Origin of the sequence: Bacillus cereus group sp. BfR-BA-01430, from assembly GCF_022663115.1 — a bacterium.
GTDB classification, from domain to species: Bacteria; Bacillota; Bacilli; order Bacillales; family Bacillaceae_G; genus Bacillus_A; species Bacillus_A cereus_BD.
Genome location: NZ_JAKUEW010000001.1, coordinates 434,164 through 451,294 on the forward strand (window position 1 = coordinate 434,164; position 17,131 = coordinate 451,294).

Genomic DNA, 17,131 nt, shown 5'->3' on the forward strand with positions numbered 1-17,131 from the left:
AGGATAAAGAAGAAGGTATTATAATATTTATAAATAATATTACGAATATTCGGTTAATTTATTTAAGCACTCTAGACTCAAAGGAGAGGTAGGAATAAATGGCGAATCATTTGGCTCTTGTAACTGGGGTGTGCCCAGTTGAATTGCTAGGGTTGTGATGGAAAGACGCTGAAACTATTATTCACGTCTTATTGGCTAAAGGTGTGAATGTGAAGGTAATCTCTGAACGATTAGGACACAGTAACATCAAAATTACATTAGACATTTATTCGCATGTACTGCCAACGATGCAAGAGGATGCAGTTAACAAAATAGAAGAGATTTTATAGATAATGTGACCACTGGTGTTTTTGAGTATGAAAGTAAATAAATAAAAACCGCATCAAATATTAATTTGACACGGTTTCTACAAATATGACCCCGGAGAGGCTCGAACTCACGACCTCCACCCTGTCAAGATAGTGCAAGGAATATCCTTTTATAACCTAACTGTTTCGGTATGTATTTATAGTACACACTTTATTAGAAAAGTTAACTGTTTTGTAATCATAAAATCCCTTATGTTTCCTACAGTGTGTGACCAATATGTGACCAAAAATTATCAATTATAAAAGTGAATGTAAAAGGTTGATATGTTCTTTATAATTTATGCTAGTAAGACATCTTCTTTCTTCAATTAAATAGGTCACTTTACTAGCGTTTTCTTCATGTCCGGTTTCTCTTTCTGTCCCAATTATTACTTGACCATTTTTTGATGTTAATAAACTTAATGCGGAATCAATACTTTTTAAGTTTTCTTCATCTTGACCTTGTTGATTAGGGGTATCAATTACTAAAAAGTTAAATGGACTGTGTTCCCTATTTAAATTATATAAGTAGAGAGAAATATGATAAGCATAAATCATTCTTGGATTATCACTTCCAGTTTTTTGTAAAGTCTGTACGAAATCTCTTAGTTTTATGAAAGAAGAAGGGATATTTAAGATATCGTAAACAGTCATACAATAAGATTTTAATGCTTGGGAGATCAAGTTTCTTCTTTGTGGAGATTTCAGTTGATTTAATTGGTCATCTAATATTAATTTTTGACTGTTTTTAGTATCTCTCGCTGAAATAATTTCTTCTTTTTGTTTTATACTCGAATCAATCATTTCGATTTTTCCTTGATCTTGGTAAGATTTGATAATAGATACATTTTCTTTTACTTGTTCAACATTCTTTTTAAGAGATTTATAGTTTAGTGTTAACTGTTTTTTTCTTGTACTTAGTTTATGTATTTTTGAATCTAGTTCTTTTATCTCCGATCGGAAGAGTGCTACTAATTCACTACCTGTCTGTATATCTTTAACGATTTCAATTCTATTCTCTAAAGAGTTTTCATGCACAGAGCCACAAAACGGACATTTTAAATTAGGATCTTCGTGAATAGCAAATGTGTGATCTGCCTCTAGCTCTTTTACATTTTCTTTTATAAAATTGAGCTCTAAGGTTTTTTCATAGCGTTTATTTTTTATTTTAGAGAGTTTTTCTACTAGTTCTAAGATTTCTTTTTCAATGGAGTCCATTTTGTTCACAAGACTTTGGTTTAGCTCTTTATTGTTAGAGTATCTATTATTATCGTCTTTATCAAAAGTATCTTCAGTATTTGATTTGTTTATTGATGCTGATAGATTTTTTATAAATTCCTCAAAATGATTTATTTTTATATCATAGTTTACGATGTCTGTTTTAATAATATCTCGGTCTCTTTTTGTTTTATAAAATTCTTCATTAAGGAATCCTACAACATATTTATTTGTATTGCTATCCCAGTCTTTAATATATTGCATATTTGTGAAGCTTTGACCAATTTTCTCCCAGCCTTTGTCCTGATCGATATATTGAAATCTAAATAATAAAGGAGGAGTTATTGTTATTGGGCTTCCACTCTTTGTTAAACAATCCATAGATATACCTAATAGTTTCATTAATTCTTTACTATACTCATGGAAAGAATCAGTTTCAATTATTAATTGATAACTAGTAAATTCTTGATTAGTTTCGAAGATTTTATATGATTTATTTATTCTTAATATACAAAAATACCTATTTCCATATTGAAAATATAGTAGGTATTTATCGATTAATTTTTTCCACTCATCCTCAAATTTAACCTCGCATCCAAAAGTGAAAAAAATACTTTTAATAAGAGACGATTTTCCAGTTTTATTTTTTCCAATAATAATGTTAAGACCTTCTTTAAATTCGATTTCTCTAGATCTCTTTTCACTTTCACTAATTACTATTAGTTTTTTTAGAGTTAATCTGTTCATTTTGGACACCTTCTTTTTGTAATCTAAGTTTTCTAATCAGTATTTTATATTGATTAATTTTTCTTTGTTTACGAAACGATTCTTTCATAGAATAATGCCTCCACTAACACTTTATTAATGCCAATTCCGTCATCAATTAAAGTATTACTTTTTTCTAATACTTCATTTAATATATTTTTTGTAACAAAATCTAAATCATCTAGTTTATCGTAGTGATCTAATAGGATATCATCAATAGCTTCTAGGATATCTTCGGAAGATTCCAAATACAAAACATTGGAACTATCTAATACTTTTCGTTTATGTTTTTCTAATAATCTAATTAACATTTTCATTTTCATTTTACCTAAGTGAGATTCAAAATTGATTTTTATATCTTGATATACTTGTTCACTTTTTGAGAATGTAGCGACTTGATCTTTTATTCTAGAGAATGATTCTGAAGAAATTCCTTTTTCTTCTTTAAGAGATTTATAACTAATAGGTGTTTTAATTTTTTTCTTACTTTTTTTCCTTACATCCTCTAATATATCTTTAAAAATTCTATTTCCTGTTGAGGTTAAAATATCTTCATTATCAAGCATAATGAAGAAGGCACCTGCAACACTTTTTTCATAATTTTCTAAAGGAAGTCCACCGTAATATAAGAAAGTATTTTGAATGAATGTATCAAAAACTGACGTAAATTCAGGTTCTTTTAGGCTAGGATACTCTATTTTTAGAAATGCTTTTATCTCATTGTATAATTTAGGTTCTTTCTTTTTTAGTAGCTTCTTATCTTCAATAACAGCCTGCCATTTTCTCACATCTTCATCCATATCTATATTAGAAACAAAATGACATTTAGTACATTCATCTTTGAATTTTAAAAAATTATAGAATAAGAAACCTAAAAACGAGTGCTTAAAATCTCCATTTGGTTTTTTGTATGTCCTGAATAGTCTTTTCAATGTCCATTCTTTAAAACTTTCTGTTGTTTTTACTTGGAAAAACTCTGCACATGAAGGGTGTTCAGAAAGTTCTGTTTTAGTCATATCATCATGAAATTCACAAAAAACATAAAAAGGTATATTTTTTTTATATTCCTCAATCATATGGTAAAGAGTCCAATGAGCTTGATAATCAAATCTATTAAAGCTATTTGATCCAGCTTGTTCGCGAAGTTCTGATTGGATTATTGACTGAACCATTTTTTCACCTCTTGTTAAATTAAAAGTAATATTAATTATAAAGATTATAGCATATATTTTGGCTATTTATTCCATAATAAAAAGTGCTCACATGCGAAGTGAGCACTTTTTATTGTTGATAATTAATCAATGGCGTATGCTACAGATGTAATTTTCCCTAAAAAATGTGAATTTATATCATTAATAATTATTGGCCTTATTTCCTTTTTGAAGGCTAGGAGTACAGCTTTATCTTCAATTAAAACTACTTTTCTTACCACATAAGAATCATTAGACTTTGTGACTATAATATCACCATTTTTAAATTCGTTAACTTCCTCAAAGTGTAATATTGCCCCTTTTGGTAGTAGAGGCTCCATTGAATCATCTGGCATTTTTATCGATTTGGATGGTTGCAAATTAACGTTATTTATTGTTCCTGCATTATTTAGATCTAGAGCTTGTCTTATAATATCATATCTAGTCATTTGATTAAATTGAGTCCTAATCAATGGAAGAAGCTGGGGTGGAGTCTGTGTTTCAAGAATTACTTGCACAGTATTACTAAAGAGATCTGTAATTTCAAGTAATAAATTTCTTATGTATTCAGGTGACTTTTCTAAATAAGCTTCAAAAAGGAAGTCTTCCACTCTATTTTCAAATCCACAAGCTTTTGCTATTGCGGCATTAACATCATCAGATGCTGGAGGTTGCTTTCCTGATTTGAGTTTACTTATGTATGAAGGATTAATACTCACCCCATAAATTTTACACTTTTCTGCAATTTCTTTTAAAGTTAGATTACTTTTTTCTATCATTTGATTTAATTTGTCATAGTAATTCAAGGGTTTCCCTCCTTATCTTAATAGTAGTTTTACATCATAAATTAGTCAAATACACATTTGGTGACTTTTTAGTCATTTTTAGTTGACAAAAAAATCACAAAGGGTTAATATTCAATTGTTGACTTATTAGTCAATTTCAAATTCCTTTTTAGTCACTTGTTTTAGTGGTTGTGATAAAAGTTTGGATTATTTAGTAGTTGGTATTGGAATGGAGAGAGGACGGCTGGATTTTGATATGGAAAAGTAAACCATGTTAGGTTGATTAAGCGGATCAGTCCTCCTTTGAGGGCTGATCGGTTTAATCTACTTTAGCAGAAGCTTTGTATCAAAATTGAGGGGGGATTAAATGATTTCGTTCCCCCGCAACCATATAACATGCGGGGTTCAAATTACAACATTGGGGTAAGGAGGAACATATATTGATTATTAAAGGTATTGATACAGTTGAATTTGGGGTTGAAGTCTTTGACTATTTTCAATCTTTTAAAAGCACATTAGATATGCTAGCTTTATTAAAATCTAAAGCTCAAGAAGAATCCAAAGAGTATGAAGTTGAAATAAATGGAATTAGTTTAAAAGTACATAGAAATGGGATTCCTTTCTATTCCTATAAGGTATCATGTAATGATTTCCTAATGTATTTTATGGATAAGGAAGTGAAAAATACGTCACCGATTAAGGTGCGGTTTCTTGCATCTTATTTATGGTCACTTGGCTTTGAAAAGGCTGTTAAAGAGTTTCTTAATTGGTTAAGTGGTTTTGGAATCTCTATAACAGATACAAAGTTATCAAGGATTGATGTATGTGTAGATAGTGATGAAACTCCTTTTACTAAATATGATTTGGAGAAAGTAGTAACTAGAGCAAGAGGGAAAGTAAATCATTTTGTAAATGATGAATATTACAATGGAAGTGAATTTAGTGGTTTTACAATAGGGCGTGGTGATCCATTGTTGGCACGTATATATAACAAAACGCTTGAAGTGAAAAAATCTCAAAAACTGTGGTTTTATGATTTGTGGAAAGAGCATTTATGGGATGAAATAAAATCTGTATGGAGGGTTGAATTTCAAATTAGAAGAAAATGTCTAAAAGAATTTGGAGTTAGCTCTATAGAAGATTTTATTCTAAAGGAAAATAATATTTGGTCTTACTTAACAATGGAGTGGTTAACCCTTAAGATTCCATTATCAGATAAAAATAAAACTAGGTGGCCGCTAGATCCTAGGTGGACTGTCGTTCAAAAAGCGGATTTGATACAAAATTTTTCTCCCATTATAAGAAAAAAAGTGAAAATAGGGAATACAGAACAACTATTAGATCAAATTGCGGGTTTACTTATTTCAGTAGGAGCTTTAAATAATCATGATAGTTTAGAGGTTACTACTAAAATTGCCAAGAGATGGACTGAATCAAAGTTGAATAAGAAAAATACTACTTTTGATCAAGAAAAAATACAAAGAAATAGACGCTTTTTATCAACTCATTCGTGCTAAAATAGGAGGATTTTATGAATACATTAGAACAATACCCATCAGTACTAGATGTTATACATATTCAACAAATATTAGGAATTGGAAGAAGACAAGCTTATGAGTTGGTTAACTCTGGGGATTTCCATATAGTTCGTATAGGGAGAAGAATTAAAGTATTAAAGACTGTTTTTATCTCTTGGTTAGAAGGTAGCGATGTAAAGGAGGAAAATTAATTGGCTGGTTCTGTAAAAAAAGATGGTCACAGTTGGTATTATGTACTAGAACTAGGGAAAGTAAATGGGAAGAGACGGCAAAAAAAGAAGAGGGGCTTTAAAACAAAAAAAGAAGCACAAAATGCGTTGACTGAAGCAGAACATGCTCTTTTAAAAGATGGTACATTTAGTGAACCTTCTAAAATGTTGTATAAAGAATATTTAAATAGTTGGCTTGATGATAAAAAGATACTTATAAAAGAATCAACTTTTAAAACTTATAGTTGGTTAATACATAAATATATTATTCCTAACCTAGGAAACATAGAAATTTCCAGAATAAAACCTATAGATATCCAAAAATTGTATAATGAGATAATAAAGAATAATTTATTATCAAGGGAGAATGTACAAAAAATACATTCTTTAATAAATGATTCTTTAAAAAAAGCTGAAAGGTGGGGGTTAATAAAACGTAATGTTGCCTCTTTGGTTGATAGACCTAAAGCATATACAAGTGAATTAAAAGTCTGGGATATAGGGGAGGTAAAAAGCTTTCTAAAGGTAGCAGAAAGTAGTAGATATTATATTGCATTCCTTTTGGCACTTACTACAGGAATGCGACAGGGTGAGATATTAGCCCTAAGATGGAAAGATATTGATTTTAATAATAATACACTTTCAATTAAGCAGACTTTAAATCATGCAGGGAACAAAATAATAGCAGGAGCAAAAACAAAGTCTGGACAAAGAAGCATTGCATTACCTAATGAAACGATAAATTTTTTAGTGAAGCATAAAGAAAACATTGATAATGAAAAAAGAGTAGCAGGGATTTTATATACAAACCATGATCTTGTGGTATGCACAAATATCGGGACACCATGTTTACCTAGAAATTTATTAAGGTCTTTTTATAGCTTAATAGAGAAAATAGATATAACAAAGATTAGATTCCATGATTTAAGGCATACACATGCAACTTTGTTATTGAAAGAAGGTGTTCATCCTAAAGTGGTTGCAGAACGGCTGGGGCATTCAAATATACGTGTCACATTAGATACTTATAGTCACGTATTACCGAGTATGCAACTTGAAACTGCAAATAAAATAAATGATCTTTTATTCTAAGTTATTCTACAGGAGGATGTTTGGAATGGATAAAAATATTTTAAATGATTTATTAAAACAAAATATATCAATTAATTTTATTGATGGTAAGGATATAAGGGTTATTATTCAAGATGATGATATTCGAAATGAAGGATGGAAATCAGATGTTAAGGCTATAAAATTTTTGATCGATGAGTTGCCTGTAGGGTTTATTCAAAAAGATACAGCAGACTTTTTAATTAATGAAAAAATTGCTTTTCTTTTACTTAATTCAATTGCTGATTTTTTGAAGGATAATGACTCTATTGGATTCATCCGTAATAAAGATAATATGGAAGTAATACGTTATTTCATAGAATTAGTAAGGGATGAGAAGTGGGAATCTAATCCGGCATTTCAAGAGTTTATTAAATCGTATAAATGAATTAAATTAATAAAATGTTATATGTATTGAAGAAAAAGCTGTGTAATAAATATATCAATATGCACAGCTTTTGTTCTTAATAGTATTAGAGAAATAAACCATCGTGTCGCCACCCTAAATTATCTGTTAAATGAACAAAATCATGACGTGTGGGGTTTATATAATGTCCCTCATTATTGCAGTCTATAATTTCGTTGGTTAAATAATTTGTTTTAATACCTGTATACGATATTCCTTCGTGTAAAAACTTTTTAAAAGTATAATTATTTTCATGTAAATATTTTAAATCGTAGTTGTTTAACCAGATGTGATTCTCTAATTGATATTTATGATAAATACTTTTATCGATTTCTTGAATGACTTTCGCCAATCCCATGGCATTCCAATCAACTCCATCAGTTGGATCACTGGACCAAGAATCTTTTAGAATTCGGCCACTTACGTAACAACATACTAGTACACCATTAGTATCATTTATAAGTTTATCAAAAAAATCTGATTCAATATAAAAATTTATAATTCCATTATCAAACTCTTTAAGAACTAATCTGGATTTTACCTGTATATAATATTGAAAAGGTTCTTCATGTTTTTGATTAAGAAGTTTAAGTTTATTTGTTACTAAAATATCATAACCCAAATCAGGTGTTAATTTTTGAGCTTCATATCCCCTAGTTAAGAAATCTCCCATAACAATATATTCAAATCCTGTTCCCCAGTAAACAGATTCAATTTTTGACATTGTCCACCTCTTAAAATTTATAGTTTTCTAATATTTTTTAGTATATATTAAAAAACATCATCTACAAGAATAATTTGTAAATTAAGTATTATTTTTTAAATTTATCCTTTACGAAATGATTTAGGACAACGTCCTAAATCATTTCGTAAAGGGTAGCAAGCGAAGCGCGGTAGTATAAATGTACAATTTTATAGTAGGGTGACCAATTTGTGACCAGAGAGTTTTTAACGGCTTTAGAATTGAGAAAAATAAAATAAAAACCCTTGACTATCAAGGGGTTTTTCATATGACCCCGGAGAGGCTCGAACTCACGACCTCCACCCTGTCAAGGTGGCGCTCTCCCTGCTGAGCTACGGGATCATGATAGGTAGTAGAATGTATGATTCATTGTAATAGAGTTTTGGTATGAAATCAATAGAAAAGTTAGAAATTTTAGAATTTTATATTTTTATTTAGTGATCAATCCTTTTACAAGGGAATGAAAATGCGATATAACCGAACTAGATAAGGGTGCTGTAAAATTTCGGGAGGAAAAGGAGAGTGTATCGTATGGTTAGAGAGTCTTTTCAGATGCGAGTGCCTAGAAATAGAACGGTTTCGATTTATGGTGCGATTTTAGATGTGGATGTGACACATGATGAGTTTTTGGAGGAGTTAGTGAACTGAATTGGTTCGAAGGGATGGTCATTTATGGGAATGACCGATGAGATTACGGAAGAGGAAGCTGAGAATCAGTTAATAGATTTGTTGCGTGATAAGAAGGATCAGCATGAGTAAGTCCTTCTTTTTTTCTGTTTGAGGAATATCGTTACTAAATAGTTAGTTCACTTTATTGTAAAAATATGATATAGTGAAAAATGACGGTCATTTTCCAGTTTGTTTCCAATCTGAAGATAGATTAGTGATTTTTATATATAAGTTATGAAAAAGGGAGAGTTATATGAGAAAATGTAAGAAAATTATGTTTTTTGTTTTGGTGTTGTGTTTATTTTTTGTTACTCCTTTACCATTATATGCAGAGACGGGAATGGAGCCAGCACCGGCACCTGGACAAGGTCCAAATGTGTTTGGGAAGTTTGCTGTTTCGATTGATGCGAAGACGGGGGATGTGCTATATGATAAGAATGCACATGAACATGCGTTTCCAGCTAGTATGACAAAGGTATTGACAGCGATTTTACTTATGGAGCATACGAAGCCTGAAGAGCAATTTACGTTTTCACAAGCGGCATTAGATCAGGAGAAGAGTAATTATCAACTTGAGTTTCAAGCTGGGGAGACGGTAGATCGGAATACGGCGCTCATGATTTTAATGGTGCTGAGTGCGAATGATGTCGCGTATGCGATAGGAGAGCATATTGGAGGAAGTGTAGAAAATTTTGCAAATATGATGAATGAGAAGGCGAAGCAGCTTGGTGCGACGGATAGTCATTTTGTTACACCGAATGGTTTGCACGATCCAAATCATTATACGACCGCATACGATATGGCAATGATTACGAGAGGTGTACAAAAGTATCCTGAAATTTTACAGGCGATGAATACAAAGCGTACGACGGTTACAACTTCTAGACAGACGGTTTCTATTTTTAATAAAGCGAATTATTTTGAGAACCCGTATAGCATTGGTGGAAAGACAGGATTTACAAATGAAGCGCGCAATACGCTTGTTTTATTAAATGAGAAAGATGGAAATCGAATTATTAATGTCGTGATGGCTTCGCAAAAACCAGAAATCTATGAAGATATGAAGCAGATGGCTGAATATGCATTTCCGCAGTTTACGAAACAGCTCGTACTCGATAAGAATGATTGGCATGAAAGAGCAACGTATTTAGATAGAGATATAGATTGTGAACTAGAGAAAAGTGCAGAACTGATGCTGAAAAAAGAGGAAGGGAAAAATGTGAAAACAATTTTCCGAAAAGCACCTGTAGATACAGATTCTTTATATGAAAGAGGAATTCATCGCGGTGAAGTAGTGGGAACTGTAGATATAACAAAGAATAATGAAACGATTGCAAGCATTCATGTTCTTTCAAAAGAAGATGTGCAGTTTGCGGCAGCGAAGGAGAAGATAGAAAAAACGACACAAACGTATTCTTTTGAAATGATTGCGGCTTGTGTTGGAATCGGTCTAATTATACTTATATTATTTGGTGTGTATATAATGAGAAAAACGAAAAAGAATGCAGTTTCAGAAGAAAAATAGGCAATGATGAATTGCCTATTTTTTATTGCGTTTTCGAATTGTTCATTATAGTATTAAATTAAGTTCTTTTTAAAGAACAGGATAAAGTATTCTATTTTTTTACATATATATGAAAAGAGGAGGGAGACCGATGAAATTCGTTTGGAAGATAATGAGTAATGTGATTTCATTTGTTTTATTCGCATTAATGGTTTTCTTAGCTTTTGTTGTGATTTCTTCTAAGGCAAGTGGCGGGGAGCCGACTATGATGGGATATCAATTTAAAACGGTACTATCTGGTTCGATGGAGCCGACGTTTTTAACGGGTTCTGTAATTGCGATTGAACCAACGAAAGATGGTTCTAAGTATCAAAAAGGGGATGTTATTACATTTAAAGAAAGTGATACGAAAATTGTAACGCATCGTATTATTGATGTACAAAATGCGAATGGAAAAGTGATGTATGTAACAAAAGGTGATAATAACAACGGGCCAGATATGAAGCCTGTACTAGCGGAAAATGTGATAGGGAAGTATGAAGATATTACAGTGCCGTATGTTGGCTATTTATTAAATTATGCAAATTCAAAGGCAGGAGCAGCTCTTCTATTAATTATTCCAGGGCTTTTCTTACTTGGGTATTCGGTATTCTCTATTTCGAGTGCAATTCGTAGCATTGATAAAGAGAAGAAAAATAAGTCAGCAGATGTAGGACAATCTGTATAAAAATATGGGAATAGAAAGTCTTTACGATACTTGGGGGATATGGATATGACCATAAAGAAAAAATTAGGACTAGGGATTGGATCGGCCCTGATGGGAGCAGCGTTAATTGGGAGCGGAACAGTTGCGTATTTTAGCGATAAGGAAGTTACGAACAATACTGTTGCGGCAGGCACGCTAGATTTAACAGTAAAGCCGGCTACTGAGATTATTCAAGTGGGAAATATTAAACCAGGGGATACGATTACACGTGATTTTGAATTGGTGAATAGCGGCACATTAAATATTGAGAAAGTTTTCTTATACTCCGAATATAAAGTGAAAGATACAAAAGGTGATAATACAGAGGATTTTGGAGATCACATAAAAGTTACGATCTTAAAGAATACAGATAAGGGTCATAACATTATAAAGGAAAAGAAATTATCTGAATTAGTAGGGAAGCCATCCATACCAGTAAATAATGATTCACTTGCGGAAGCATTGGATGAAAAAGGGATTAAGGCTGGGCATAAAGATTCCTTTAAAGTGCGCTTTGAATTTGTTGATAATGGGGGAAATCAAAATCAATTTCAGGGCGATACAATCGAATTGAAGTGGACATTTGATGCGCAGCAAGGAAAAGGTGAGAAAAAATGAAGAAAAGGCTATCAAATTGATAGCCTTTTTCGTTGAAAGTATTTGTTTTCGTTTTGCAAGAATGTATAGATGTAAATAGGAGAGGATAGAATGCCCAAAGCGTTAAAAAGAATAAAAACGATACTCGTTTTCCTGTGTATGTGTTCTGTAGCTTTTTATATGGGAGCTCAAATCGTCACTCATACAGAAGCTGCTTTTGTAACAGAGAAAAAAGTTCAAGGTTCGATCGCGGCCGCTCCTGTGTTTCCGAAAACAATATACAAGTTGAAACAAGCTGCAAAGAAGCACGAGGAAGTAATTTTACAAGTATATGAAAAAATGAAAAAAGAAGCAGAAGAAACATCTATAGAAGCACTTGAGAACAGGCTTGTTTCATGGAAAGAGCAACGTGAAAAGATTGCTTTCGAGCGCGAGTCATTACAGAAAATATATATAGAAATGGAAGGGTATTATCATCAATTACAAGAAAGCCATTCACAGGAGCAACATCAATCTGTCCAAGAGAATTTAAATGTTATCAATATGATTTGTAAAAATGTTGATAAAGAGGCAGGAATCCAAAAAATTGATGAGGAAATTCAAACGCTTCAAAAGCGAGTCGATGGGGAAAAAGAGAAAAAATTGCATGAACAAGCAAAGGTAATAGAAAAGCAAGAAGCCGAGCAGGTAACGGCTACGGAGTTAACAGCGACAGAACAATCGTCTCGTCATAAAGAGGAACAACAACCAGAACCAGATGTCGACTCTCATTTAAAAGAAGAAACAAGAAAATAGAGTGTGTCTATTGAATCTAAAATAAAAATTTTTAAATGAAAAGATTGCGTTTAAACAGAATGTTCTTTATAATGAACTTGAAGTAACTTTTTAAAGAACAACCGTTAGGGATAGTGTAAGTGGAGGAGCTAGGTAGAAAGACTAATGCTTTATCCGATATCTCTGCATGATGGAAAGGGATAATAAAAAACGCTAGGAGGAATGGAAAAGTGAGTTTAAAGAAAAAGTTAGGCATGGGAGTTGCGTCAGCGGCATTAGGGATTGCTTTAATTGGCGGAGGAACGTTCGCATTCTTTAGCGATAAAGAAGTATCGAACAATACGTTCGCAGCAGGTACTTTAGACCTTACTTTGGATCCTAAGACGATTGTAGACATTAAAGACTTGAAGCCAGGAGATTCTGTTAAGAAAGAGTTCTTATTAAAGAACAGTGGTTCTATCGCGATTAAAGATGTGAAATTAGCAACGAAATACTCAACTGTAGATGCGAAGGGTGACAATGCAGGGGAAGACTTTGCGAGTCATATTAATGTAAAATTTATTTGGAACTGGGATAAACAAAGCGAACCAGTTTATGAAACAACTTTAGCAGATTTACAAAAAGCGGATCCTGATTTATTAGCGAAGGATATCTTTGCTCCAGAGTGGAGTGAAGAAGGTGGTCTACAACCAAACACAGAAGACTACCTATGGGTAGAATTTGAATTTAAAGATAATGGACAAGATCAAAATAAATTCCAAGGCGATGCATTAAACTTAGAGTGGACATTTAATGCAAGTCAAGCTGATGGAGAAGAAAGATAAAGTGCAACTTTAATCAGTGGGGGTTTTCTTCATCCCCCACTGATTATTAGCCCTCACCAATCGGGCTGTTACGGGCAGCCCCACTCCCACCTATCTTCCTTGCTTCTCTCTGCATCTTGGGATGGGAGTCTTACTGCCCTCAAATAGCAGGATAAATACAAAAAAAAGCGGGAGTTTCCCGCTTTTTTTGATAGAGAAAGAAAAAGGAGGATTTTCATATATCCTCCTTTTCATGTACATTATTTTTGATTTTGTTTCCATTTACTAAACTCAATGAATTCACGGAATTGTTCTTTTGAGACACCAGAGTTCATGGCTTCTTTAACAAGATGTGCCCATTCAGAGTCTAATTGATTTTCTAACGGTGTTGTGTCATGAAGAAGTGTGTCAATTGGTATTTGCAGAACGGCTGCGATTTTTTCCAAAAATTGAATGGACGGATTTTGTTGTAAATTACGTTCAATGGAGCTAATGTAGGACTTTGCAACACCGGCCTTTTCAGCAAGTTCTGTTAAAGAAATCCCTCTTTGTAAACGAAGGCGTTTTATACGTTCTCCAATCATATTTGCGCACCTTTCTGTAAATGTATATCCACTTATGATGTTATTATTATAGCATAAATTTCTCTAAAAAGAACAATATCCTAGGCTTGCGTAGATTGCTTCATATTTTGGAAGAAATGTTCAATGTCTTGAATTGCAATTCCAGCATCAAGCGCCTCAAGTATTAAATCAATCCATTCCTGATCTAGCGAGTCTGTCTTATCTTTGTACAAATCTATTCCTCCCTAATTGTCGGTCATAAGCAATATTACAAAATACTCGATATTTTAACATTTTTATGACGAAAATAATAATTTCTTTAAAAAATTTGTATATGTATCGCCGTATTTTGTAGATAAAAAAACAAAGATAAAATCCCCATTGAGTTCTCTCAACAAAAATTATAAAAGGTTTGTCAAAATTTATCAATATTTTCAGAAAAAACAATAAAACGTAATATGCTCCTATACTAAATGTGTAATTTTTACAAAAATATTAAAAAAATTACATAATGTAACTAAATATTGAAAATTGATTGAAAATTTAATAAAATTTATGTTGAAATACATATTTTATTAGGGGAGGAAATTTGGGGATGAAAAAGAAACCATTTAAAGTGTTATCAACACTTGCAGTAGTGGCTGTTCTTGGATACTCATTTAGCTTTGGAAGTCCGGCTGTTCAGGCAGAAACATCTGCAAAGGCAACAGCGACGAGTCCAATTGATGATCATTTGATTCCGGAAGAGCGCTTAGCAAATGCACTTAAGAAGCGTGGGGTAATTAACGAAAAGGCTTCCGATGAAGAGACAAAGAAAGCGGTCGAGAAGTATGTCGAGAAAAAGAAAGGTGATAAGCCTGGGAAAGAAGAGATGGTTGGGGATCAAGTAACAAAAGAAGCATCTGAATTTCTGAAGAAGGTGAAAGATGCAAAAACAGATACAAAAGAGAAAGTAAAAGAACGAGCAAGTGGACAGACAGAGGGAGCTGTTCCAGCAAAGAGCGCTTTAAATGGTAAAGTACCAACAACTCCTGCAAAAGAAAAAAAGTATAACGGAGAAGTTCGTAAAGATAAAGTACTTGTGTTGCTTGTTGAATATGATGATTTCAAGCATAACAATATCGAGCAAGAACCTGGGTATATGTATTCTGATGATTTTAATCAGGCGCATTATGAAAAAATGTTATTCGGTGACGAACCATTTACGTTACATGATGGAAGTAAAATTGAAACATTTAAGCAGTATTATGAAGAACAATCTGGCGGTAGCTATACAGTAGATGGAACAGTGTCAAAGTGGTTAACTGTTCCAGGTAAAGCAGCTGATTATGGTGCGGATGCTGGAGATGGACATGATAATAAAGGGCCATTAGGACCGCGTGATTTAATTAAAGATGCATTAAAAGCAGCAGTAGAGAGTGGAATCGATTTATCGGAGTTTGATCAGTTTGATCAATATGATATAAATGGTGACGGAAATAAAAATGAACCAGATGGCTTAGTTGATCACTTAATGGTTATTCACGCTGGTGTTGGACAAGAAGCTGGTGGTGGTAAATTAGGCGATGATGCAATTTGGTCACATCGCTGGACAGTCGGTCAAAAACCATTTCCAATTGATGGGACAACAGCGAAAGTTCCGTATTGGGACGGGAAAATGGCTGCATTCGATTACACAATTGAGCCAGAGGATGGTGCAGTTGGTGTCTTCGCACATGAATATGGTCATGATTTAGGACTTCCAGATGAGTATGATACAAAATATTCTGGCGGCGGTGAACCAGTTCAATCATGGTCTATTATGAGTGGTGGTAGTTGGGCAGGTAAAATTGCCGGAACGACGCCAACAAGTTTCTCCCCACAAAATAAAGAATTTTTCCAAAAAACAATGGGTGGTAATTGGGCAAATATTGCAGAAATAGATTATGAGAAATTAAATCGAGGTATTGGTTATGCAACATATTTAGATCAAAGTGTTACAAAATCAAATCGACCAGGTTTAATTCGTGTCAACTTACCGGACAAGGATGTAAAAGGAATTGAGCCTGCCTTTGGGCAGAAGTACTACTATAGTACAAAAGGTGACGATCTTCATACGACTTTAGAAACACCTTTATTTGATTTAACAAGTGCAACGAATGCAACATTTGATTTTAAATCATTGTATGAAATTGAAACAGGGTACGATTTCTTAGAAGTACATGCGGTAACAGAAGATGGTACAAAAACATTAATTGATACAATTGGTAACAAAGATGTAAAAGATGGAGCAGATACAACTTTAGGAGAATGGGTGGACAAGTCTTATGATTTAAACCAGTTCAAAGGTAAAAAAGTGAAGCTTGTCTTTGAATATGTGACAGATGGCGGTCTTGCATTAAATGGCTTTACGCTTGATAATGCATCATTAACAGTAGACGGTAAAGTTGTATTTTCTGATGATGCAGAAGGAGAAACACAGTTTAAGTTAAATGGTTTTGTCGTTTCAAATGGAATTGAGAAGAAGAGCCATAACTATTATGTAGAGTGGAGAAATTATGCAGGTGCCGATGAAGCATTAAAATATGCTCGTGGTCCGGTATATAACACAGGTATGGTTGTCTGGTATGCGGATTCAAGCTATACAGATAACTGGGTTGGGGTTCATCCAGGACATGGTTTCCTTGGGGTAGTTGATTCCCATCCTGAAGCTATTGCAGGCACTTTAAATGGTAAGCCAACATTTAAAGATAGCACACGTTATCAAATTGCGGATGCAGCATTCTCTTTCGATCAAACACCAGCTTGGAAAGTTGTATCATCAACTCGTGGCACGTTTGAATATAACGGGTTACCTGGTGTTGCGAAATTTGATGATTCAAAAGTTTACATCAATGATCAAATTCCAGATGCAGGACGCATTTTACCGAAACTTGGTTTGAAATTTGAAGTAGTTGGTCAAGCTGATGATAAATCAGCAGGTGCGGTTCGTTTATATCGATAATAGGAAAAAGCTGTTGAAAGATTGCCTTTCAACAGCTTTTTTTATAGACAAAGAGTTATACAGAAGAAGAAAACTTAGATATAATGAAACTCTACAAATAAACATTCTTTAATAGGTAGAGAGTTCATAATTAGTAGAGGCTTCGCTATAGATGAGAAGTCTTCCTGTTTATAAATAGTATAA

At 33.0% G+C, this 17,131-nt stretch carries 16 protein-coding genes, 1 tRNA gene and 2 pseudogenes; 12 read left to right on the forward strand and 7 right to left on the reverse strand.

All coding sequences use genetic code 11. The annotated features are described in order from the left end of the window. Window positions 1-185: 185 nt before the first annotated feature. Window positions 186-329, forward strand: a pseudogene (locus MR058_RS02230) (site-specific integrase); the annotation flags it as partial. Between the two features lie 276 nt (window positions 330-605). Here the strand turns inward: MR058_RS02230 and MR058_RS02235 are convergent. The 3 genes from MR058_RS02235 to MR058_RS02245 form a co-directional block, all read right to left on the reverse strand. Further along, window positions 606-2,312, reverse strand: coding sequence for a P-loop NTPase family protein (locus MR058_RS02235; RefSeq protein WP_242142442.1), 1,707 nt, complete (start codon window positions 2,310-2,312; stop codon window positions 606-608). Between the two features lie 68 nt (window positions 2,313-2,380). Beyond that, complete coding sequence (locus MR058_RS02240; RefSeq protein ID WP_048557222.1) at window positions 2,381-3,502, reverse strand: dsDNA nuclease domain-containing protein; 1,122 nt, start codon at window positions 3,500-3,502, stop codon at window positions 2,381-2,383. 122 nt (window positions 3,503-3,624) lie between these two features. Beyond that, window positions 3,625-4,326 (reverse strand): LexA family transcriptional regulator, encoded by a 702-nt coding sequence (locus MR058_RS02245; RefSeq protein ID WP_242142444.1) that lies wholly within the window; start codon window positions 4,324-4,326, stop codon window positions 3,625-3,627. A 419-nt stretch (window positions 4,327-4,745) separates the two neighbouring features. Between MR058_RS02245 and MR058_RS02250 the strand changes: the two genes are divergently transcribed. From MR058_RS02250 to MR058_RS02265, 4 genes are read left to right on the forward strand one after another with little or no spacing between them, the layout of a single operon-like run. Next, complete coding sequence (locus MR058_RS02250) at window positions 4,746-5,822, forward strand: replication initiation factor (RefSeq protein ID WP_242142446.1); 1,077 nt, start codon at window positions 4,746-4,748, stop codon at window positions 5,820-5,822. Between the two features lie 14 nt (window positions 5,823-5,836). After that, window positions 5,837-6,034 (forward strand): helix-turn-helix domain-containing protein, encoded by a 198-nt coding sequence (locus tag MR058_RS02255; protein ID WP_242142448.1) that lies wholly within the window; start codon window positions 5,837-5,839, stop codon window positions 6,032-6,034. After that, on the forward strand, window positions 6,035-7,144 hold the full coding sequence (locus MR058_RS02260) for a tyrosine-type recombinase/integrase (RefSeq protein ID WP_242142450.1): 1,110 nt from the start codon (window positions 6,035-6,037) through the stop codon (window positions 7,142-7,144). Between the two features lie 25 nt (window positions 7,145-7,169). Continuing rightward, on the forward strand, window positions 7,170-7,550 hold the full coding sequence (locus MR058_RS02265) for a hypothetical protein (protein ID WP_242142451.1): 381 nt from the start codon (window positions 7,170-7,172) through the stop codon (window positions 7,548-7,550). 85 nt (window positions 7,551-7,635) lie between these two features. On the opposite strand, the gene MR058_RS02270 is transcribed toward MR058_RS02265, so the two are convergent. After that, window positions 7,636-8,292 carry a hypothetical protein gene (locus MR058_RS02270; RefSeq protein ID WP_242142452.1) on the reverse strand — a complete coding sequence of 219 codons (657 nt, stop codon included), beginning with the start codon at window positions 8,290-8,292 and terminating at the stop codon, window positions 7,636-7,638. A 287-nt stretch (window positions 8,293-8,579) separates the two neighbouring features. Beyond that, a tRNA-Val gene (locus MR058_RS02275) sits at window positions 8,580-8,652 on the reverse strand. A 189-nt stretch (window positions 8,653-8,841) separates the two neighbouring features. On the opposite strand from MR058_RS02275, the pseudogene MR058_RS02280 reads away from it, so the two are divergent. From MR058_RS02280 to calY, 6 genes and pseudogenes are all read left to right on the forward strand, one after another. Next, window positions 8,842-9,069: pseudogene (locus tag MR058_RS02280) on the forward strand (hypothetical protein). A gap of 163 nt (window positions 9,070-9,232) precedes the next feature. After that, the gene (locus tag MR058_RS02285) at window positions 9,233-10,504 is read left to right on the forward strand and encodes a D-alanyl-D-alanine carboxypeptidase family protein (protein WP_242142453.1); all 1,272 of its coding nucleotides are present in this window, start codon (window positions 9,233-9,235) and stop codon (window positions 10,502-10,504) included. 130 nt (window positions 10,505-10,634) lie between these two features. Next, window positions 10,635-11,210, forward strand: coding sequence for a signal peptidase I SipW (sipW, locus tag MR058_RS02290; protein WP_242142454.1), 576 nt, complete (start codon window positions 10,635-10,637; stop codon window positions 11,208-11,210). A 45-nt stretch (window positions 11,211-11,255) separates the two neighbouring features. Continuing rightward, on the forward strand, window positions 11,256-11,846 hold the full coding sequence (locus tag MR058_RS02295) for a TasA family protein (RefSeq protein ID WP_242142455.1): 591 nt from the start codon (window positions 11,256-11,258) through the stop codon (window positions 11,844-11,846). Between the two features lie 159 nt (window positions 11,847-12,005). Next, window positions 12,006-12,620, forward strand: coding sequence for a DUF4047 domain-containing protein (locus tag MR058_RS02300; RefSeq protein ID WP_242142456.1), 615 nt, complete (start codon window positions 12,006-12,008; stop codon window positions 12,618-12,620). 209 nt (window positions 12,621-12,829) lie between these two features. Next, window positions 12,830-13,423 carry a biofilm matrix protein CalY gene (gene calY / locus MR058_RS02305; RefSeq protein ID WP_242142457.1) on the forward strand — a complete coding sequence of 198 codons (594 nt, stop codon included), beginning with the start codon at window positions 12,830-12,832 and terminating at the stop codon, window positions 13,421-13,423. A 239-nt stretch (window positions 13,424-13,662) separates the two neighbouring features. Here calY and MR058_RS02310 read toward each other — a convergent pair whose 3' ends face one another. Continuing rightward, on the reverse strand, window positions 13,663-13,986 hold the full coding sequence (locus MR058_RS02310) for a helix-turn-helix domain-containing protein (protein WP_242142458.1): 324 nt from the start codon (window positions 13,984-13,986) through the stop codon (window positions 13,663-13,665). 80 nt (window positions 13,987-14,066) lie between these two features. After that, complete coding sequence (locus MR058_RS02315; RefSeq protein WP_011984083.1) at window positions 14,067-14,198, reverse strand: anti-repressor SinI family protein; 132 nt, start codon at window positions 14,196-14,198, stop codon at window positions 14,067-14,069. Window positions 14,199-14,560: 362 nt separating this feature from the next. Between MR058_RS02315 and MR058_RS02320 the strand changes: the two genes are divergently transcribed. Next, window positions 14,561-16,948 carry an immune inhibitor A domain-containing protein gene (locus MR058_RS02320; RefSeq protein ID WP_242142459.1) on the forward strand — a complete coding sequence of 796 codons (2,388 nt, stop codon included), beginning with the start codon at window positions 14,561-14,563 and terminating at the stop codon, window positions 16,946-16,948. The last annotated feature ends 183 nt before the right edge of the window (window positions 16,949-17,131 follow it).